This window comes from Pedococcus bigeumensis (genome assembly GCF_039531795.1).
Classification (GTDB): Bacteria; Actinomycetota; Actinomycetes; order Actinomycetales; family Dermatophilaceae; genus Pedococcus; species Pedococcus bigeumensis.
In genome coordinates, this window is record NZ_BAAAQS010000001.1 from 1789697 (window position 1) to 1807204 (window position 17508).

Annotated in this window: 16 protein-coding genes; 4 read left to right on the plus strand and 12 right to left on the minus strand. The window is 72.5% G+C overall.

Going from position 1 to position 17508, the window contains the following annotated elements; genetic code table 11:
* Nucleotides 1-18: 18 nt before the first annotated feature.
* From aroB to ABD262_RS08570, 11 genes are all read right to left on the minus strand, one after another.
* Nucleotides 19-1092 carry a 3-dehydroquinate synthase gene (gene aroB, locus ABD262_RS08520; RefSeq protein ID WP_344134015.1) on the minus strand — a complete coding sequence of 358 codons (1074 nt, stop codon included), beginning with the start codon at nucleotides 1090-1092 and terminating at the stop codon, nucleotides 19-21.
* 13 nt (nucleotides 1093-1105) lie between these two features.
* Nucleotides 1106-1639 carry a shikimate kinase gene (locus ABD262_RS08525; RefSeq protein WP_344134018.1) on the minus strand — a complete coding sequence of 178 codons (534 nt, stop codon included), beginning with the start codon at nucleotides 1637-1639 and terminating at the stop codon, nucleotides 1106-1108.
* Nucleotides 1636-2859: a chorismate synthase gene (aroC, locus tag ABD262_RS08530; protein ID WP_344134021.1), complete on the minus strand. Its 1224-nt coding sequence runs from the start codon at nucleotides 2857-2859 to the stop codon at nucleotides 1636-1638. The genes ABD262_RS08525 and aroC overlap by 4 nt, the downstream gene beginning before the upstream one ends.
* Nucleotides 2860-2896: 37 nt before the next feature.
* Complete coding sequence (locus tag ABD262_RS08535; protein WP_344134024.1) at nucleotides 2897-3592, minus strand: prepilin peptidase; 696 nt, start codon at nucleotides 3590-3592, stop codon at nucleotides 2897-2899.
* Between the two features lie 13 nt (nucleotides 3593-3605).
* Complete coding sequence (locus tag ABD262_RS08540) at nucleotides 3606-4424, minus strand: shikimate dehydrogenase (RefSeq protein ID WP_344134027.1); 819 nt, start codon at nucleotides 4422-4424, stop codon at nucleotides 3606-3608.
* A complete protein-coding gene (gene mltG / locus ABD262_RS08545) occupies nucleotides 4417-5622 on the minus strand; it encodes an endolytic transglycosylase MltG (RefSeq protein ID WP_344134030.1) in 1206 nt (401 codons plus the stop codon). Before mltG ends, ABD262_RS08540 begins: the two co-directional genes overlap by 8 nt.
* On the minus strand, nucleotides 5619-6134 hold the full coding sequence (gene ruvX, locus ABD262_RS08550) for a Holliday junction resolvase RuvX (RefSeq protein ID WP_344134033.1): 516 nt from the start codon (nucleotides 6132-6134) through the stop codon (nucleotides 5619-5621). Before ruvX ends, mltG begins: the two co-directional genes overlap by 4 nt.
* Before the next feature lie 20 nt (nucleotides 6135-6154).
* Nucleotides 6155-8857: an alanine--tRNA ligase gene (alaS, locus tag ABD262_RS08555; protein WP_344134036.1), complete on the minus strand. Its 2703-nt coding sequence runs from the start codon at nucleotides 8855-8857 to the stop codon at nucleotides 6155-6157.
* A 111-nt stretch (nucleotides 8858-8968) separates the two neighbouring features.
* Nucleotides 8969-9274, minus strand: a complete 306-nt coding sequence (locus ABD262_RS08560; RefSeq protein WP_344134039.1) for a DUF6167 family protein — start codon at nucleotides 9272-9274, stop codon at nucleotides 8969-8971.
* 5 nt (nucleotides 9275-9279) lie between these two features.
* Nucleotides 9280-9663, minus strand: a complete 384-nt coding sequence (locus ABD262_RS08565) for a DUF948 domain-containing protein (protein WP_344134612.1) — start codon at nucleotides 9661-9663, stop codon at nucleotides 9280-9282.
* A gap of 38 nt (nucleotides 9664-9701) precedes the next feature.
* Entirely contained in the window at nucleotides 9702-11036 is a 1335-nt protein-coding gene (locus ABD262_RS08570) for a replication-associated recombination protein A (RefSeq protein WP_344134615.1), read from the minus strand.
* A gap of 82 nt (nucleotides 11037-11118) precedes the next feature.
* On the opposite strand from ABD262_RS08570, the gene ABD262_RS08575 reads away from it, so the two are divergent.
* From ABD262_RS08575 to ABD262_RS08590, 4 genes are all read left to right on the plus strand, one after another.
* Nucleotides 11119-13338 (plus strand): MMPL family transporter, encoded by a 2220-nt coding sequence (locus ABD262_RS08575; RefSeq protein WP_344134041.1) that lies wholly within the window; start codon nucleotides 11119-11121, stop codon nucleotides 13336-13338.
* Nucleotides 13335-14087, plus strand: a complete 753-nt coding sequence (locus tag ABD262_RS08580; protein WP_344134044.1) for a GNAT family N-acetyltransferase — start codon at nucleotides 13335-13337, stop codon at nucleotides 14085-14087. Before ABD262_RS08575 ends, ABD262_RS08580 begins: the two co-directional genes overlap by 4 nt.
* 78 nt (nucleotides 14088-14165) lie before the next feature.
* Nucleotides 14166-14999, plus strand: a complete 834-nt coding sequence (locus ABD262_RS08585) for a DUF427 domain-containing protein (RefSeq protein ID WP_344134047.1) — start codon at nucleotides 14166-14168, stop codon at nucleotides 14997-14999.
* 82 nt (nucleotides 15000-15081) lie between these two features.
* Complete coding sequence (locus ABD262_RS08590; RefSeq protein WP_344134050.1) at nucleotides 15082-15906, plus strand: alpha/beta fold hydrolase; 825 nt, start codon at nucleotides 15082-15084, stop codon at nucleotides 15904-15906.
* A 13-nt stretch (nucleotides 15907-15919) separates the two neighbouring features.
* Here ABD262_RS08590 and ABD262_RS08595 read toward each other — a convergent pair whose 3' ends face one another.
* Nucleotides 15920-17503, minus strand: coding sequence for a hypothetical protein (locus ABD262_RS08595; protein ID WP_344134053.1), 1584 nt, complete (start codon nucleotides 17501-17503; stop codon nucleotides 15920-15922).
* Nucleotides 17504-17508 lie beyond the last annotated feature (5 nt).

Genomic DNA, 17508 nt, shown 5'->3' on the forward strand with positions numbered 1-17508 from the left:
TCCTGTGGGCTGGTGGGGTCAGTCGCGGGAGACCTCGGCGTAGGCGGCCTGGAGCAGCGCCGGGTCGGGGCCCTCGAGCCGCACGGGGCGTCCCACGTCGGTCAGGACCACGAACCGGAGCAACGAGCCACGCGACTTCTTGTCGCGCTTCATCGCGTCGAGCAGCTGCGGCCAGCGGTCTCCGCGATAGGACACGGGCAGGCCGAGAGACGTCAGCACCGCCCGGTGCCGGTCGACGAGCGCGTCGTCCATCTTGCCGGCGAGGCGCGCGAGCTCGGCGACGTAGGTCATGCCGATCGAGACGGCCGCGCCGTGCCGGAACGCGTAGCGCTCGACCTGCTCCACCGCGTGGCCGAAGGTGTGGCCGTAGTTGAGGATCTCGCGCAGGTCGGCTTCCTTGAGGTCCTGCGCCACGACCTCGGCCTTCACGCGGATGGCCCGCTCGATCAGCTCACGGACGTGCGGCCCGTCGGCGCGCGTGGCCCCGTCGGGGTCGGACTCGACGAGGTCGAGGATGACCGGGTCGGCGATGAAGCCGCACTTGACCACCTCGGCCAGCCCCGCCACGAAGTCGTGCTTGGGCAGGGTCTCCAGCGTCGCGAGGTCGCACAGCACTCCCGCGGGCGGGTGGAACGACCCGACGAGGTTCTTGCCCTCCGCGGTGTTGATGCCGGTCTTGCCACCCACCGCGGCGTCGACCATCGCCAGCAGCGTCGTCGGCACGTGGACGACCCGGATGCCGCGCAGCCAGGTGGCCGCCACGAACCCCGCCAGGTCGGTCGTCGCCCCTCCCCCCACGCCGACGACGGCGTCGGTGCGGGTGAAGCCGGCCTGCCCGAGGACACCCCAGAGGAAGGCCGCCACCTGTGCGGTCTTGGCCTCCTCGGCGTCGGGCACCTCCGCGGCATACGCCTCGAAACCCTTGGCCACCAAGGCGTCTCGCACGCCTTCACCAGTCGCGGCGAGCGCACGGGGGTGGACGACGAGCACCCGCTGGGTGCCCGCACCGAGCAGCTCGGGCAGCTCGCCCAGCAGACCGGTGCCCACGACGACGTCGTAGTCCCCTCCGACGCTGATGCGGGTGGTGCTCATGCGGTGGGTCTGTTCATGTGAGGTCTCCGGTCGGGGCGCCGAGGAACGCCAGGATCTCCTCGACCACGGCGGCCGGCTTGCGGCCAGCCGTGTCGACCCGCACGGTGGCGAGGCGCTGGTAGGTCGGGCGCCGCTCGTTCATCATCTTGGTCCAGCTGGCGCGCGGGTTGACCATGAGCAGCGGGCGGCTGGCGTCGAAGCCGATCCGACGCGCGGCGTCGGCGATGCCCACGTCGAGGAAGACAATGGTGTGCCCGGCCAGGGCGGCCTGCACCTCGGGGTCCATCGGAGCGCCCCCACCGAGCGAGACGACCCCGATCTCCTCGGCCAGCGCGCGCAGCACCTCGGCGCGCTCGAGGTCACGGAAGTGCGCCTCACCGTGGTCGACGAACAGGTCGGGAATGCTCTGGCCGGCCGCCACCTCGATGGCGTGGTCGGTGTCGTGGGCCGGCAGGTCGAGGGCCCGCGCCAACCGGCGCCCGATCGTGCTCTTGCCCACCCCGGGCGGACCGATGAGGACCAGTCGGGGGGTCGTCGCGCCGCTCACCACGTGCGCATCGCCTCGGGGATCGCAGCGAGGTATGCCGCGTGGTTGCGGGACGTCTCGGCGACCGAGTCGCCGCCGAACTTCTCCACGCAGGCCTGCGCGAGCACGAGCGCGACCATCGCCTCGGCGACCACCCCGGCGGCCGGGACGGCACACACGTCGGAGCGCTGGTGGATGGCCTTGGCCGCCTCGGCACCGGTGGTGTCGACCGTGTCGAGCGCGCGCGGCACCGTGGAGATGGGCTTCATGGCGGCGCGGACCCGGAGCACGTCACCGGTGGACATGCCGCCCTCGGTGCCGCCCGCGCGGCCGGTACGCCGGTGGATGACCCCGGCCGCGTCGCGCTCCATCTCGTCGTGGGCGGCCGACCCGCGCCGCGCGGCGGTGCGGAAGCCGTCACCGACCTCGACCCCCTTGATGGCCTGGATGCCCATCAGGGCCGCGGCGAGCTGGGCGTCGAGCCGGCGGTCCCAGTGCACGTGCGAGCCGAGGCCCGGGGGCAGTCCGTAGGCCACCACCTCGACCACGCCACCCAGGGTGTCGCCGTCCTTCTTGGCCGCCTCGACCTCGGCGACCATGGCTGCCGAGCCGGCGCCGTCGAGGGTGCGCACCGGGTCGGCGTCGATCTGCTCGACCTGCTCGGGCGTGGGCAGCGGGGCGTCCTCGGCGACCCCCGCCGCACCGATCGCCACGGTGTGCGAGACGAGCCGGATGCCGTAGGCCTGCTCGAGGAAGCGGGCGGCCACCTCACCCAGGGCCACGCGAGCGGCCGTCTCGCGGGCCGAGGCCCGCTCGAGGACCGGCCGCGCGTCGTCGAAGCCGTACTTCTGCATGCCGACGAGGTCGGCGTGCCCGGGACGCGGACGCGTGAGCGGCCGGTTGCGGGCGACCTCCTTCTCGGCGTTGACGTCGTCGGACGCGGCATAGGCCTCGTCGGAGACGGGGTCGGGTGACATCACCGTCTCCCACTTCGGCCATTCGGTGTTGCCGATCCGGATCGCCACGGGCGAACCCATCGTCACGCCGTGCCGCACTCCCCCGAGGAACTCGACCTCGTCCTGCTCGAACTTCATCCGGGCCCCCCGCCCGAACCCGAGACGACGCCGGGCCAGCGCGGCAGCGACGTCCTTGGTCGTCACCTCGATCCCGGCGGGCAGACCCTCGATCGTCGCGAGGAGGGCCGGGCCGTGGGACTCACCTGCGGTCAACCAGCGGAGCATGGGTCGATCCTCCCATGCAGGTCGTGCTGCGCTTCGGCTAGGCCACCACGTGGTACTGCACCAGCACGCCCACGAACGCGCCCACCAGCATCGAGGGCCCGAAGGCGATGTGCGACCGCATCCCGACGCGGCGTCCGACCAGCATGGCGAGGGCGATCACCCCACCGACGAGGAAGCCCGCGATCAGTGCCACGACGGCTTCCCCGACTCCGAGCCACCCGAGCAGGAGGCCGATGAGGCCCGACAGCTTCACGTCGCCGAAGCCCAGCGAGCTCGGCGAGAGCAGCATCATGACGAAGTAGACGGCGTACATGCCAGCCATGCAGGCCACGGCCCGCACGAGCACCCCCCAGTCGCCGAGCCCGGCGGTCGCCACGACCACGAGCACCAGCAGCGCCGGGTAGGACGGCAGCACCAGCCCGTCGGGCAGGCGGTGCACGTCGGCGTCGATCCACACCAGCGCCACGGCCAGCCACGCGAAGTAGAGGAAGGCCGGGAGCGCGGCCCAGCCGGCCTGGTCGCCGACTCGCCAGCCGAGCGCCGCCCAGAGCAGCGCCACCGCGACCGCCGGCCACCACGAGTGGCGCGGCAGGGCGCCGGCCCCGTCCGCCTCGACCCGGTAGCCGCCCGTCGCGAGCGCACGCCCCGTGAGCCCGCCCACGACGGCTCCCGCGAGCGCGAGCAGGACCAGCGCCCAGGGAGCGGTCCCGGCGCCGTCGGCCAGCTCGATCACCGGCGCTGCCCCTTCATCGACCCAGCGCCTGTCGCCCGGCGGCATACATCGCCTGGACCGGTGGCTGCTGGCCGGTGAAGAGCCGGAACTGCTCCGCGGCCTGGTAGACGAGCATGTCGAGCCCGGACACCACGTCCATCCCGGCCGCCGCCGCGGCCTTGGCCAGCGGGGTCGGCCAGTCGGCGTAGACCACGTCCATCAGGGTCCCCCGGCGCTTGCGCGGGCCGAGCGCCCCGGCCGCCAGCTCACCCGCCGCGGGCGGCAGGGTGCTGACCACGAGCCCACCGGCGTGGGCCGTCCCCCACGAGGCCAGCGGCACCAGGTCGACCGCGATCCCCGCGTGCACGGCGAGCCGCAGGGTCTCCGGGCGGGCGTCGCCGCGCACCACGAGCCGAATCCGCTGCACGCCGAGTGACCCGAGGGCCAGGACGGCCGACCGTGCGGTGGCACCGCCACCGAGCACCGTCGCGGTGCCGTCGTGCTCGACGTCGGCGAGGGCTGCCTCGAGTCCCCGGACATCGGTGTTGTGGGCGTCCCAGCCCCCGTCGCGGCGTCGCACCAGGGTGTTGACCGAGCCGGTGACCCTGGCCGTCTCGGTGACCGTGGTCGCGACCGAGAAGGCCGCCTCCTTGAGCGGCATGGTCAGGCTCAACCCCCGCCAGGTGGCGTCCAGGCCCGCCACCCACCCGGACAGCTCACGCTCGGTCAGCTCGTGTGCGACGTACGACCAGTCGGTCAGCCCGAGCGTGCGGTAGCCCGCCGTGTGCAGCACCGGGGACAGCGAGTGCGCCACCGGGGAGCCGAGGACCGCCGCCCGGCGCGGCTCAGCCACCGCCCTCGCACTTCGGCTTGTTCTCCTCGCACCACGCCTGGCGCTGGGCGTTGTTGCGGTCGTGCTCGGCCTGGGTGGTCGCGAACAACGTCTCGCCGGTGTCGTAGTTGACCGTCACGAAGTAGAACCACGGACCCTCGGTCGGGTTGGCGGCAGCCTCGATCGCGGCCGCGCCGGGGCTGCTGATCGGGCCGGGCGGGAGCCCCTTGTGCGCATACGTGTCGTAGGGGTTCGACTTCGCGGAGTCGTACTCGCTCTTGGTGAGGTTGCCGCGCTTCTGGAGCGCGTAGTTCACGGTGGAGTCCATCTGGAGCAGGCCGACGGTCGGACCGGTCGGGTTCTCCAGCCGGTTGTCGATCACCCGGGCGACCTTGCCGCGGTCGGCCACCCCCGCCTCGCCCTCGACGATCGAGGCCACGATGAGGGTCTTCTGGTAGTCCGCCTCTCCGACGCCGGCCTTCTCGAGCTCGCTGACGGCCTGGGCCACCATGATCTTGAGCTGCTGGGTCGCGGTGGACTTGGCCGGGAACTCGTAGGTGGCGGGGTAGAGGTAGCCCTCGATGTTGCCCTTCGCGACGGAGGGCAGACCGATCGCGGACGCGTCCTTGGCCGCCTTGGTGTACGCGGCGACGGGCACACCGGTGCCCTTGGACAGCGCGGCGAAGACCTCGCTCTTCCACAGCCCCTCCCGCACGGTCACGCGCGGCACGCTGCGGTTCTTCGGGTCGAGCAGGATCGCCAGTGCGCCGGCTGCCGACATCTGCTTCTTCATCGTGTACGTGCCGGGCTGGATCGCGGCTGCGCGGGAGTCGCCGGCTGCGGCGTCGAGGTACGCCCCCGAGCTCTTGACCACGTCGGCCTTCTCCAGCGTCGCGCCGATCGCGCTGCCCGTGTCGCCGTCGTTGACGACGATCTGCACCTCCCCGGTGCCGGGACCGGGGTAGTCGTTGCTCTCGAAGAAGCCGTCGACGACGGGTCGCAGCACCGTGTATGCCGCGAACGCCGCGACCGCGACGATCGCCATGGCGACGAAAAGGCACCCCGTGCGCCGGCCCCTGCGCTTCTTCGGGCGGGCGCTGAGGTGACGGTCCGCGCGCCGGCGCACCGGCTGCTCACCGGTGTGGGCCGCCCCGTGCGGGCCCTCGTGTCCGTCCTCGTGCCCCCCGAAGATCGTGTGCTCCAGATGGGGCTCGGTCATCGCCGCCTGTCCTTCGTCCGGGGCTTGCGCCCACCTGTCCTGACCAGCTCTCCGGGCGGCCGCCCGGAGCTGCGCTCCGTGTCGAGCGCCGTCTGCAGGATGAGGACTGCAGCCGCCTGGTCGACCACCGATCGTTGCCGCCGGCCGTCGACCCCGCTCGCACGGAGGTTGCGGTGGGCATCGACCGTCGTGAGTCGTTCGTCGACCAGACGGACGGGCACGGGGGCGATGCGCTCCGACAGCCGCCCAGCATACGTGCGTGCGGCCTCCGCGGCGGCACCTTCCTCCCCGGCAAGTGTCCGCGGGAGGCCGACCACGACCTCCACCGCCGCCAGCTCGGCGACGACGGCGGCGACCTCCTCGAGGTCGGTGGGGTGCGCGGCAGCGGTGTCTGGATCCCGCGCGACGGTCCGCACGGGGGTGGCCAGCAGGCCCGCGGGGTCGCTCGCGGCGACCCCGACCCGCACGCTGCCGACGTCGATGCCCACCCGCCGTCCTGGGCGGGTGGGCATCGAGGTGGGGGTGGGGTGGTTCACCCAGCGCCCTGGCTGGCGGCCTGCACGGCCCGGTCGACCTGGCCGAGGGCCTCACCCGTGCGGGTGGCGTCGGTGCCGCCGCCCTGGGCGAGGTCGTCCTTGCCGCCGCCGCCGCCCCCGAGTGTCTGGGCGGCCAGCCGGACGAGGGCTCCCGCCTTGATCCCGCGGTCGCGGGCCCCGGAGTTGGTGGCCACGACGATCGCCGGACGGCCCCCGGAGATCCCGGTCAGCGCGACGACGGACGGTGCCGCGTCGCCCAGGCGGTTGCGCAGGTCGAGCACCATGGTGCGCAGGTCGTCGGCTGTCGTCCCGTCACCTGCGTCGTGGGTCAGGACACGCACCCCGTCCACGTCGTGGGCGTACTCGACGAGCTTGCCCGTCGCGGCCTGGACCTGCTCGCGGCGCAGCTTCTCGAGCTCGCGCTCGGCGTCTCGGACGCGCGCCACCAGCGCGGCGACCCGGTCCTTGAGCTCGCCCGGCTGCACCTTGACGATGTCGGTCAGCTCGGCGACGAGCGCCCGCTCCTTGGCGAGGTAGTGCAGCGCCTCCATGCCGACGAAGGCCTCGAGACGACGCACGCCGGAGCCGACGGAGGACTCCCCGGTGACGGTGAGGGCGCCGATCTGGCTGGAGTGGCCGACGTGCGTGCCACCGCAGAGCTCACGCGACCAGGGCCCACCGATCTCGATGACCCGGACCTGCTCGTCGTAGGTCTCCCCGAACAACGCCAGGGCGCCGAACGCGCGGGCCTCGGGCAGCGTCATGTACTGCGCCGACACCGGCAGGTCCTGGCGCACCGCGAGGTTGGCGACCTCCTCGATCTCGCTGCGGGTCTCGGGCGACAGGCCCTGCCCCCAGGCGAAGTCCAGGCGCAGGTAGCCGGGCTTGTTGTAGGAGCCGGACTGCAGCGCCGTCGGGCCGAGCACCTGGCGGAGCGCGGCGTGCACGACGTGGGTGCCGGAGTGCGCCTGGCAGGCCGAGATGCGCCAGTCCGGGTCCACCGCGGCCGAGACGTCCTGCCCCACCCGCAGCGGGCCGGTGACGACCTCGACGGTGTGGGCGACCAGTCCCTTGACCGGGCGCTGGACGTCGACCACCTTGAGGTGCGCGCCGTCGGCGGTGATGATGCCCTCGTCGGCGATCTGGCCACCGGACTCGGCGTAGAAGGGGGTGCGGTCGAGCACGACCTGACCCCGCTGGCCGGGCTCGAGCTCGGGCACGGCGACGCCGTCCACGACCAGTCCCAGGACCGTCGCGTCGGAGGTGAGCTCCTGGTAGGCCCGCCAGTCGGTGGCGCCCAGGGCGCGCAGCTCGGTCCAGACCTCGGTGTTCACGTGGCCGCCCTTCTTGGCCTTCGCGTCGGCCTTGGCCCGCTCGCGCTGCTCCTGCATGAGTCGCGTGAAGCCCTCGCGGTCGACCTCCAGCCCCTGCTCGGACGCCATCTCGAGGGTGAGGTCGATCGGGAAGCCGTAGGTGTCGTGCAGCGCGAAGGCCTCGTCTCCGGCGAGCGTGCTGCCGCCGGACGACTTGGTCCGTGCCACGGCCGTGTCGAGGATGGTCGTACCCGAGGCGAGGGTGCGACGGAACGCCTCCTCCTCGGCATACGCGATCTGCGAGATGCGGTCGAAACCCGCCTCGAGCTCGGGGTAGGAGTTCTTCATCCGCTCGACGGAGACCGGCAGCAGGAGCGGCAGGCTCGGCTCGTCGAACCCCAGCAGGCGCATCGAGCGCACCGCGCGGCGCAGCATCCGGCGCAGGACGTAGCCGCGGCCCTCGTTGCCGGGGGTCACCCCGTCACCGATGAGCATCAGGCTGGAACGCACGTGGTCGGCGACGACCCGCAGCCGCACGTCGTCGGGGTGCGACTCGCTGGCAGCGTGCCCGGAGTGGGCGCCGTACTTCTTGCCGGTGAGGTCGGCCGCCCGCTCGAGGACGGGGTAGACCTCGTCGATCTCGTAGAGGTTGTCGACGCCCTGCAGCAGCGTCGCCATCCGCTCGAGACCCATGCCGGTGTCGATGTTCTTCCTGGGCAGGTCACCCGAGATGTCGAAGTCGTCCTTGGCGCGGACGGCCGACAGCTCGTACTGCATGAACACGAGGTTCCAGAACTCGAGGTAGCGGTCCTCGTCGACGGCCGGACCGCCCTCGCGGCCGTACTCCGGGCCACGGTCGAGGTAGATCTCGCTGCACGGGCCACCCGGACCCGGCACCCCCATGTGCCAGTAGTTGTCGAGCTTGCCGCGCCGCGTGATCCGCTCGGCGGGCACGCCGATGGTCTTGTGCCACAGCTCGTAGGCCTCGTCGTCGTCCTCGTAGACGGTGGGCCAGATCTTGTCGGCGTCGAGGCCGTAGCCACCCTGTCCCTGCGGCGTGGTGATGAGCTCCCACGCAAACCGGATGGCGCCTTCCTTGAAGTAGTCGCCGAACGAGAAGTTGCCGTTCATCTGGAAGAACGTGCCGTGCCGGGAAGTCTTGCCGACCTCCTCGATGTCGCCGGTGCGCACGCACTTCTGCACCGACGTGGCGCGGTCCCACTCCGGGGCCTGCTGGCCCAGGAAGTAGGGCTTGAACGGCACCATGCCGGCGTTGACGAACAGCAGGTTGGGGTCGTCGTAGAGCAGCGGTGACGAGGGAACGATGGTGTGGCCCTTGCTCTCGTAGAACGAGAGGAAGCGGCGCCTGATCTCGGCGGTTTCCATGAAGTACTCAGTCCTTAGGCGCATGCGGGGCCACCGACGGGCCGGCATGACGAATCGTACGGGCAAACAACGGGGGTGTGCCGGGGCGGCGACGCGGGTGCGCCGGCGCCCCTACCGAGCTCGCGGGCCCGTGGGGTCGTCGAGGAGGGCGCGCGCCGACGCGGCGTCGAGGCGGGCCGCACTCGCCTCGGGGTCGTCGGCCGTGCCGGCGTCGATGCCCAGCGCCAGGCGCAGCTCACTCTCGCGCTCGGCCATCCCCTCGCGCACCGCGGCCGCCAGCTCACGCAGGCCCTCGCCGAAGTCGGACAGGCCGTTCGCGACGCCGGTCGGTGTGTAGGCCTCGGCGGCCTTGCTGACCTTGCGCACGGCATACACACCTGCTGCGGCGCCCAGCGCCACCCAGAAGAGACGTGCCACGGCGATCAGCCCCTGCGGCGGCGACGGCCGCCTGCGCTCTTGGTGCCGCTCGCGCTCAGCGCCGAGCGGACACCGTAGGTGAACGCTGCGACCTTCACGACGGGCGAGCCGAGGGTGGCCGCGAACAGCGAGGTGAGCGCGCTGGCGTTGGTCGTCATCGCCGACACGTTGGTCGTGATGCCGTCGACCCGCGCGAGCTGCTCGTTGGTGAGGCTGACGGTGTCGGTGAGCTTGAGCAGGGTCGGCTGCACGTTCTCCGTGGTGCTGCGCAGGCTGAGCCTCGTCTCGTCGAGGATCTTGCCGGCCTTGCCGATGACGCTGCCCAGTCGGAAGACGAGGAACGCGAAGGCCAGCGCCGCGATCATGCCCGCGATGTCGCCCAAACTCACTGAATCCATGCGGGCACCCTACCCCGTTGCGTCGCAGGTCAGGAGCGGCGGATGCGCGCCTTGAGCCACTCCCAGCGCGGTCCGAGGCGCTCCTCGAACCCGCGGTCGGTCGGCCGGTAGTAGTCGGTCCTGCCCTGCAGGTCGTCCGGAAGGTAGTCCTGCTGGGCCACTCCGTCGGCCTGGTCGTGGGCGTAGACGTAGCCGTCGCCGTGACCGAGCCGGGTGGCACCGGCGTACCCGCTGCCGCGCAGGTGAGGGGGCACCAGGCCGCCCTTGCCCGCCCGCACGTCGGCGATCGCCTCGTTGATGCCGGTGTAGGCCGCGTTGCTCTTGGGGGCCAGGGCGTTGTGCACGACCGCCTGGGCGAGGATGATCCGCGCCTCGGGCATGCCGATCTGGGCGACCGCGTGCATGGCGGCGACCGCGGTCTGCAGCGCGGTCGGGTCGCCCATCCCGACATCCTCGGACGCGGAGATGACGATGCGTCGGGCGATGAACCGGGGGTCCTCACCCGCCTCGAGCATCCGGGCCAGGTAGTGCAGCGCGGCGTCGACGTCGGACCCCCGCATCGACTTGATCAGCGCCGAGGCCACGTCGTAGTGCTGGTCGCCGGTCTTGTCGTAGCGCACGCTCGCGAACGCCACCGCCTGCTCGGTGTGCGCCAGCGTGATCTCCACCGGCCCCTCGTGCGACGAGCCCGGCGGTATGCCGTCCTGGGCCACTCCCGCGGCGGCCTCCAGGGAGGTGAGGGCGCGCCGCGCGTCACCGCCGGCGATGCGCACGAGGTGGTCGGTGGCGTCGGCTGCGAGCGCGTAGGCGCCGCCGAGCCCGCGGTCATCGGTCACCGCCGACGCCAGCACCTCGCGGACCTCGTCGTCGGACAGCGGGCCGAGTGTGATGAGCATCGAGCGCGAGAGCAGCGGGGCGATGATCGAGAACGACGGGTTCTCGGTGGTCGCCGCCACGAGGATCACCTGCCGGGTCTCGACACCCGGGAGCAGGGCGTCCTGCTGGGCCTTGGTGAACCGGTGGATCTCGTCGAGGAACAGCACGGTCTGGCGGTCGTACATGTCGCGGTCCCGGGCCGCCTGGTCCATCACCGCCCGCACGTCCTTGACCCCGGCGGTGACCGCGGACAGCTCGACGAACCGCCGGTCTGCCGCGGTCGCGACGAGGTTGGCCAGCGTCGTCTTGCCGGTGCCGGGAGGGCCCCAGATGATCGCCGACAACGGACCGGCAGCTCCCGCGGACCCCTCGATCAGGCGGCGCAGCGGGCTGCCGGGGCGCAGGACGTCGGACTGGCCGCGGACCTCCTCGAGCGACTTGGGCCGCATGCGCACGGCCAGCGGTGGGAGCGAGGCGCCCGACGGCATGCCGTCGCCGTCCCGCGCGGCCGTGGCCGCGCCGAACAGGTCACCTCCGGCGTCGACTCCCACGGGTGGCAGGCTATCCCCCGTGCCCGACGCCCCAGACCTCGACGCCTCGCACCCGGACAGGTCTCGCTCCGGGCTCAGCCGCCTGGGCGCCGCCCTGGGCCGACACCCGGGGGCCGTCGTCGTCACCTGGGTGCTGCTCGTGCTGCTCGGCTTCGCTGCGGCGGGAGGCGTCTTCGGCAACGAGCGGCTCTTCGACCGGCTGACCACGGGCGAGCCGACCGTGCCCGGCGAGAACGAGACCGGGCGCGCCCTGATCGCCGACTCCGGCAGCTCGGGGTTCCAGACCATCACGGTGCGCATCGACGGCGTGGACACCAGCGACGCGGCGGTCGGGCAGGCCGCGCAACGGGCGGCCCAGCAGGTCGGCGCGCTCCCCGGGGTGACGCGGGTGGCGTCGCCGTTCGTCGTGCCCGGCGGCCCCGCCTCCCCCGCCGCCGCGACGATGCTCCAGGGCGGCTCCCCGACCTCGCGCGGCTACGTCACCGTCGTGACCGTCGCCGACCTCCCCGACGACGCGGCCTACCACGCGCTCGAGGAGCGGGTCACGGAGACGGTCCGCACGGCGACCGCCGCTGAAGGGGTGACAGTCACGTCCGGCGGGGTCCGCGACCTCGTCGACGCGATCACCGGGCAGCTGGAGGTCGACCTGCGCACCGGTGAGGGCATCGCGCTGCCCGTGAGCTTCCTGGTGATGATCGTCGTGTTCGGCGGCTTCGTCGCCGCCGGCATGCCGATCGCCGGGGCGATCGCCTCGATCTCCGGGGCCCTCGTGTCCTTGCTGGGCTTCTCCTACCTCATCGACCTCGACACCACGGCGGTCAACGTCGTCACGGTCCTCGGGCTCGGCCTGTGCATCGACTACGGGCTGCTCGTCGTGAGCCGTTTCCGGGAGGAGCTCAGGGCCCGTGCGGCAGGGATGCCGGTCGCCCAGATCCCCCGCTCGATGGTCGTGGACGCCGTGGCGCGGACCGTCGACTCCGCCGGGCGCACGGTGGTCTTCTCCGGCCTCACCGTGGCCATCTCGCTCGGGGGCCTGCTCGTCTTCCAGTCGCCGCTGATGAAGGGGATCGGTGCGGCCGGCGTCTCGGTCGTCGTCATCGCCGTCCTCGTCGCCCTGACGCTCGTGCCCGCGCTGTGCGTGCTGGGCGCGCGACGGCTGCTGCGCCGCGGCACCGAGCAGGCGCCCGAGCACGGTGTCTTCTCGCGCCTGGCGCAGTGGGTCCACCGGTTCCCGATCCCGATCATCGTCGTCGTCGCGACGGCGCTGCTCGCGCTGGCGGCTCCCGCGCTCGACCTGCGGCTCACCTCCTCCGGCGCCCAGCTGCTGCCCGTGTCGGCTCCTGAACGGGTCTTCTTCGACGGGTTGGCCAAGGACTACCCCGTGCTGGGTGGTGCCGACGTGACCGTCGTCGCCAAGGCCCCCCTCGACCAGGCACAGCGGTATGCCGCGGACCTGCGGCTCCCCGCGGGCGCCCGGGTCCTCGACGTCACGACGTTGCAGGGTGCCGAGAGCATGCTGCGGATCGACGTGCCCGGTGGCCCCCTGGACCAGCCGGCCCGCGACCTGGTCGACCGGCTCCGTGACCAGCGCCCCGGCTTCGCCACCTACGTGGTCGGGCAGGCGTCGGGGCTCAAGGACTTCACCGACTCGATGTGGGAGCGGGCGCCCTACGCCTTCGCCCTGGTCGCCCTCGCCACCCTGGTCCTGTTGTTCCTGATGACGGGGTCGGTCGTGATCCCCGTCAAGGCCCTCCTGCTCAACATCGTCTCGCTCGGGGCGTCGCTCGGCATCGTCGTCCTGGTGTTCCAGCAGGGCCACCTCGAGGGGCTGCTCGGCTTCGACTCGGTCGGGGCCGTCGAGTCCACGATCCCGTTGCTGGTGCTCGCGTTCGGGTTCGGGCTGTCGATGGACTACGAGGTGTTCCTGCTGTCGCGCATCGTCGAGCTGCACGAGCGCGGCTACTCCAACGACGACGCCGTCGTCGTCGGACTGCAGCGCTCGGGCCGCATCATCACCTCGGCAGCCCTGCTCGTGGTCATCGTCTTCTCGGGCTTCGTGGCCGGCCGGCTGCTCATCATCAAGCAGACCGGCGTGGGCCTCGCCACAGCCGTGGCCCTCGACGCCACCCTCGTCCGCATGCTGCTCGTGCCCGCCACGATGTCGCTGCTCGGCGACTGGAACTGGTGGGCCCCGAAGCGGCTGCGCGGGCTGCACGCCCGGTTCGGGATCACCGAGTGACCGAAGGGCTGCGCCCGGTCCGGACGCACGAGGAGGCGCTCGAGGCGAGCGCCGGGAGCGCGTTCGTGCGTTACGACGTGCCGGCGCCGCTCGAAGGTGTCGGCCACGCGCTCGGCCGGGCCCTGGCGCTCCCCCGTCGCACCCACACCCGTCGCCTCGGGCTGCTCGTCCTCGGGCCGCCGGCCGACGTCCACTCCCTGGTCGCGGCGATCGTCGCTCGAGACCTGCTCGACCCCGCGGTGCGGTCGGTCACGGTGCAGCGTGGCTCGCTCGACGCGGTCGCCGGACACCTCCCCCTGCGGGAGGGCAACGAGTGGGAGTGGCTCTGCACCACCTCTCCCCCGCCGCCGGTCGCCGCCGAGTCGCGCCTGGTGCGCCTGACCAGCGACGACCAGCGCGAGATCGAGGACCTCCTCGCCGCCGCCAACCCGGGCACGGACGCGCGCCCGTTCCAGCACCCCGGGCAGCACTGGGTCGGGGTGCGCGACGACGGCGGACGGCTCGTCGCCTGCGGCGTCTGCGAGCCCAGCCTCGCCGGGCACCCGATCCTCTCCGGGATCACCGTCGACCCCACGCAGCGCGGCCTCGGGCTGGGACTGGCCGTCACCGCACACCTCACCCGTCAGGCGGTCGCCAACGCCGGGGTCTGCACGCTCGGCATGTACTCGCACAACGCCGTCGCGCGCCGGCTCTACCTCGGCCTCGGCTACGGCGACGTGCACGAGTGGTCGAGCCGCCGCTTCGGCTGAGAGGCGCGGTGCCGACTGACGCCGGGGCAGCTGTCCCCGGCGTTGCCCGCGAGCGCGGAGGCGGCGCATGGTTGGACCATGGCACTCGACCTCCACCAGCAGTGGTCCCAGGGGATCTCGCAGCTGCGCACGACGGCGACCCCCAAGCGTCTTCGCGCCTCCCGGGACGGGCAGGTGGTGGTCGACACGACCGACGCGCTGCTCGTGTGGGAGCCCCGTCGGGTGGTGCCGGAGTATGCGGTGCCGTCCGACGCCCTCACCGTGGCCGTGGTCGACCTCCCGCGGCGAGAGGAGCCCGACGGCCTGCCGCCGGTGCTCGGCCCCCGGCACTTCGAGCTGCACACCTGCCCGGGGACCCCCGTGGCGATGCGGTCGGAGGACGGTGCACTCGTCGAGGTGGGGTTCCGACCCGACGACCCCGACCTCGGCGGACGGGTGGTGCTCGACTTCTCGCTGTTCAGCTGGGTCGAGGAGGACCAGCCCGTGATGGGGCACGCCCACGACCCGTGGAAGCGGATCGACGTGCTGGCCAGTGACCGGCACGTCGTGGTCGAGCTGGCCGGCACGGTCCTGGCGGACTCGCGACGGCCGCTCGCCCTCTTCGAGACGCCGATGATCCCCCGCTGGTACCTGCCTCCCGAGGACGTGCGGATGGACCTGCTGGCCCCGTCGCAGACCCACACCGTCTGTGCCTACAAGGGCCGGGCGAGCTACCTCAGCAGCGACCTGGCGGGCGGCACCGACATCGCGTGGTTCTACCCCGAGCCGCTCGACGACGCCCTCCGGGTCCGGGACCACATCGCGTTCTGGTCGGAGCGTGCCGTCGTCACCGTGGACGGCGAGCGGGTCGTCGGCGGGATGCCTGGCGCCGAGCGGCCCGACGCCGGTCAGTCCGACGCCGACAGCCGCTGACCTCCCGCGCCCCCGCCGAACTGCGCGCACGCCGATCTTGTGCCTACATTCGTCCTGACACCACTGCGGCGAGAGGACTGACATGCCCACCCTGACCAACGGCGACGTCGAGATCCACTACGAGGACACCGGCGGGTCGGGCCGCCCTGTCGTCCTCATCCACGGCTGGCCGCTGAGTGGCGCGTCGTGGTCCGACCTGGCCCCCGTGCTGGCGGGCGAGGGCTACCGCGTCATCGCCTACGACCGGCGCGGCTTCGGGCAGTCGGCCAAGCCCGGCGAGGCCTCGTCGTACGACTACGACACCCTCACCAGCGACCTGGACGCCCTGGTGACGCAGCTGGACCTCACCGATGCCAGCCTCGTCGGCTTCTCCATGGGCGGTGGGGAGGTGGCCCGCTACGTCGGCACCCACGGCGAGGACCGCCTGCACAGCATCGTCTTCGCTGCTGCGATCCCGCCGTGCCTGCTCAAGGACGACGACCACCCCGACGGCGCCCTCGACCTCGACACCGTGAGCGGCATGCAGGGCCAGCTCCGCGCCGACCCGCCCGGCTTCTTCGACGGGTTCACGACCAACTTCTTCAGCGCGAACGGTGAGCTCAAGGTCACCGAGGAGCAGCGTCAGGAGGCCCTCGCGCTCGCGGCCCAGGCCGACGTCCACGCCGCGGCGGAGTGCATCCGCTCGTGGGTCAGCGACTTCACCGCCGACCTCGCCAAGGTCACCGTGCCCACGCTCGTCGTGCACGGCGACAGTGACGCGATCGTGCCGTTCGAGGTCTCCGGCCGGCGCACCCACGAGGCGGTCGACGGCAGTGAGCTCGTCGTGATCGAGGGCGGTCCACACGGCATCAACACCAGCCATGCCGAGGAGGTCAACGCGGCCGTCGTCGCCTTCCTGGCGAAGTAGCGCCTGGGATGCCCTAGCGGCTCAGCTCCTCCTTGGCCGCGGCGAAGAAGGCGACGGCCCAGGGCTCGTGCGGCTGGGGGATGTCGGCGGCGAGCTGCTCGAGCCCACCGGGCCGCCCGGGCACCGCATAGCGGCGCGAGGTGATGGCGTCCCGGTTGAGCTCCACGACCCGTCGGGCGACCTCGACGGGGTCCCGCTGGACGATGGCGCCGCGCAGGTGCTGGCCCGACCACACCTCGTCGAAGTCCTGGAGGCCGTTGAAGAAGTTGCGGACCAGCACCCAGAAGACGAAGTCGATCGTCTCGTCGGTCCAGCCGTGCACCCGCACGATCCCCGGCACCGTCTCGCCGACGAAGGTGTGCTCGTGCTCGGCGTCGACCACCCGCCCGTAGGCCATCAGGGTCGGCAGGGTGCTGGTGTCGAGCACACCGAGCCACCGCACCGCGCGGGAAAGCAGGCCGACGCCCTCGGCGCTGTCCGAGTAGAGGAAGGCACTGCGCGCCATCGCGTCGGAGGCGGTTTCGACCAGCCGCCGCAGCGCGGGGAGGGTGTCCGGCAGCTCCTGCCCGACCCGGTCGAAGAACTCTCCCTCGGCCAGGCGCCAACCGTCGACCGCGAAGCACAGCTCGATCTCGTCGTCCTCCGCCCGCCCGGCGAGGTCGGGTGTCATCCGTGCCGTCAGTGCGTCGATCGCCTCCGTCACGCCGACGACCGTCCACGCGGGCACGACCACGACGATGCGGTTCCCGGGTTCACCGGCCGGCTCCCCCGCCGGTGCCCCTGCCGGTGCTCCAGACACCGCTCCGGACGGCGTGGCTCGGGCTGACGGGTCGGTCGGGACCCAGCCGTCCCGCTCGACCGGGATCATCACGGGGTGCATGACGTCGACCGAGGGGGCGCCGTCGAGGATCGCCGCGCCGTCGGCGAACGTCTCGCGGGCCTGGCGACCCGGCAGGGCCTCGAGGTCGTAGGCGTACTCCGCGCACGGCACCCAGGTGTTGCCCATCAGGCCCTTGCGCTCGAGCCACAACCGGGGTGAGGCGGTCCCGTCGAGCCCCACGCAGGTGTGGAACCCGTTGGTCCGCACCCAGAAGGCCTGCCCATCGGGTTGCCAGGCAACGAAGTCGGCCCACCGGTCGGCCACCGCGTCCAGGTCGTCGACGGCGGCGCGGAGCAGCCGGTCGTCGGCCTGGAACCACGACGGGAAGGCGGTGGGTGGCGGCACGTCGTCCTCCGGACCCCCACCGTGTTCGAGCTGGGTCCAGGCGATCGCGTCCCAGTACGCCTGGCGCAGGCCCAGGGCACGGCTGCGGTCCGCGTCACGGAAGTAGCCCATCGCATCGGGCATGTCCTCGACCGAGAGCCACGCCACCACCACCCGGCCGACGAACCTGGCCGGGTCGACCTCCCACAGCTGGTAGCACAGCCCGTACCTGCGCTCGACGACCACGGGGGCGGTCTTCGCGCGACCGAACAGGCCCTTGGGCGCGGTGCCGGCGGCGAGGATCGGCACGTCGTCGACCGCGACCCGGGTGATGTCCTTGCGCACGGCATGGCGACCGTCCGGGCTCGGGATGAGGACAGGCGTCCGGACCATGCGCG

Excerpts from the sequence above, each read along its gene's own strand:
- ABD262_RS08595 (WP_344134053.1), bottom strand. The coding sequence starts at position 17,503 with ATGGTCCGGACGCCTGTCCTCATCCCGAGCCCGGACGGTCGCCATGCC.
- ABD262_RS08585 (WP_344134047.1), top strand. The coding sequence starts at position 14,166 with ATGGCACTCGACCTCCACCAGCAGTGGTCCCAGGGGATCTCGCAGCTG.
- ruvX (WP_344134033.1), bottom strand. The coding sequence starts at position 6,134 with ATGCCCACCCGCCCAGGACGGCGGGTGGGCATCGACGTCGGCAGCGTG.
- ABD262_RS08570 (WP_344134615.1), bottom strand. The coding sequence starts at position 11,036 with ATGCCGTCGGGCGCCTCGCTCCCACCGCTGGCCGTGCGCATGCGGCCC.
- mltG (WP_344134030.1), bottom strand. The coding sequence starts at position 5,622 with ATGACCGAGCCCCATCTGGAGCACACGATCTTCGGGGGGCACGAGGAC.
- aroB (WP_344134015.1), bottom strand. The coding sequence starts at position 1,092 with ATGAGCACCACCCGCATCAGCGTCGGAGGGGACTACGACGTCGTCGTG.
- aroC (WP_344134021.1), bottom strand. The coding sequence starts at position 2,859 with ATGCTCCGCTGGTTGACCGCAGGTGAGTCCCACGGCCCGGCCCTCCTC.
- alaS (WP_344134036.1), bottom strand. The coding sequence starts at position 8,857 with ATGGAAACCGCCGAGATCAGGCGCCGCTTCCTCTCGTTCTACGAGAGC.
- ABD262_RS08590 (WP_344134050.1), top strand. The coding sequence starts at position 15,082 with ATGCCCACCCTGACCAACGGCGACGTCGAGATCCACTACGAGGACACC.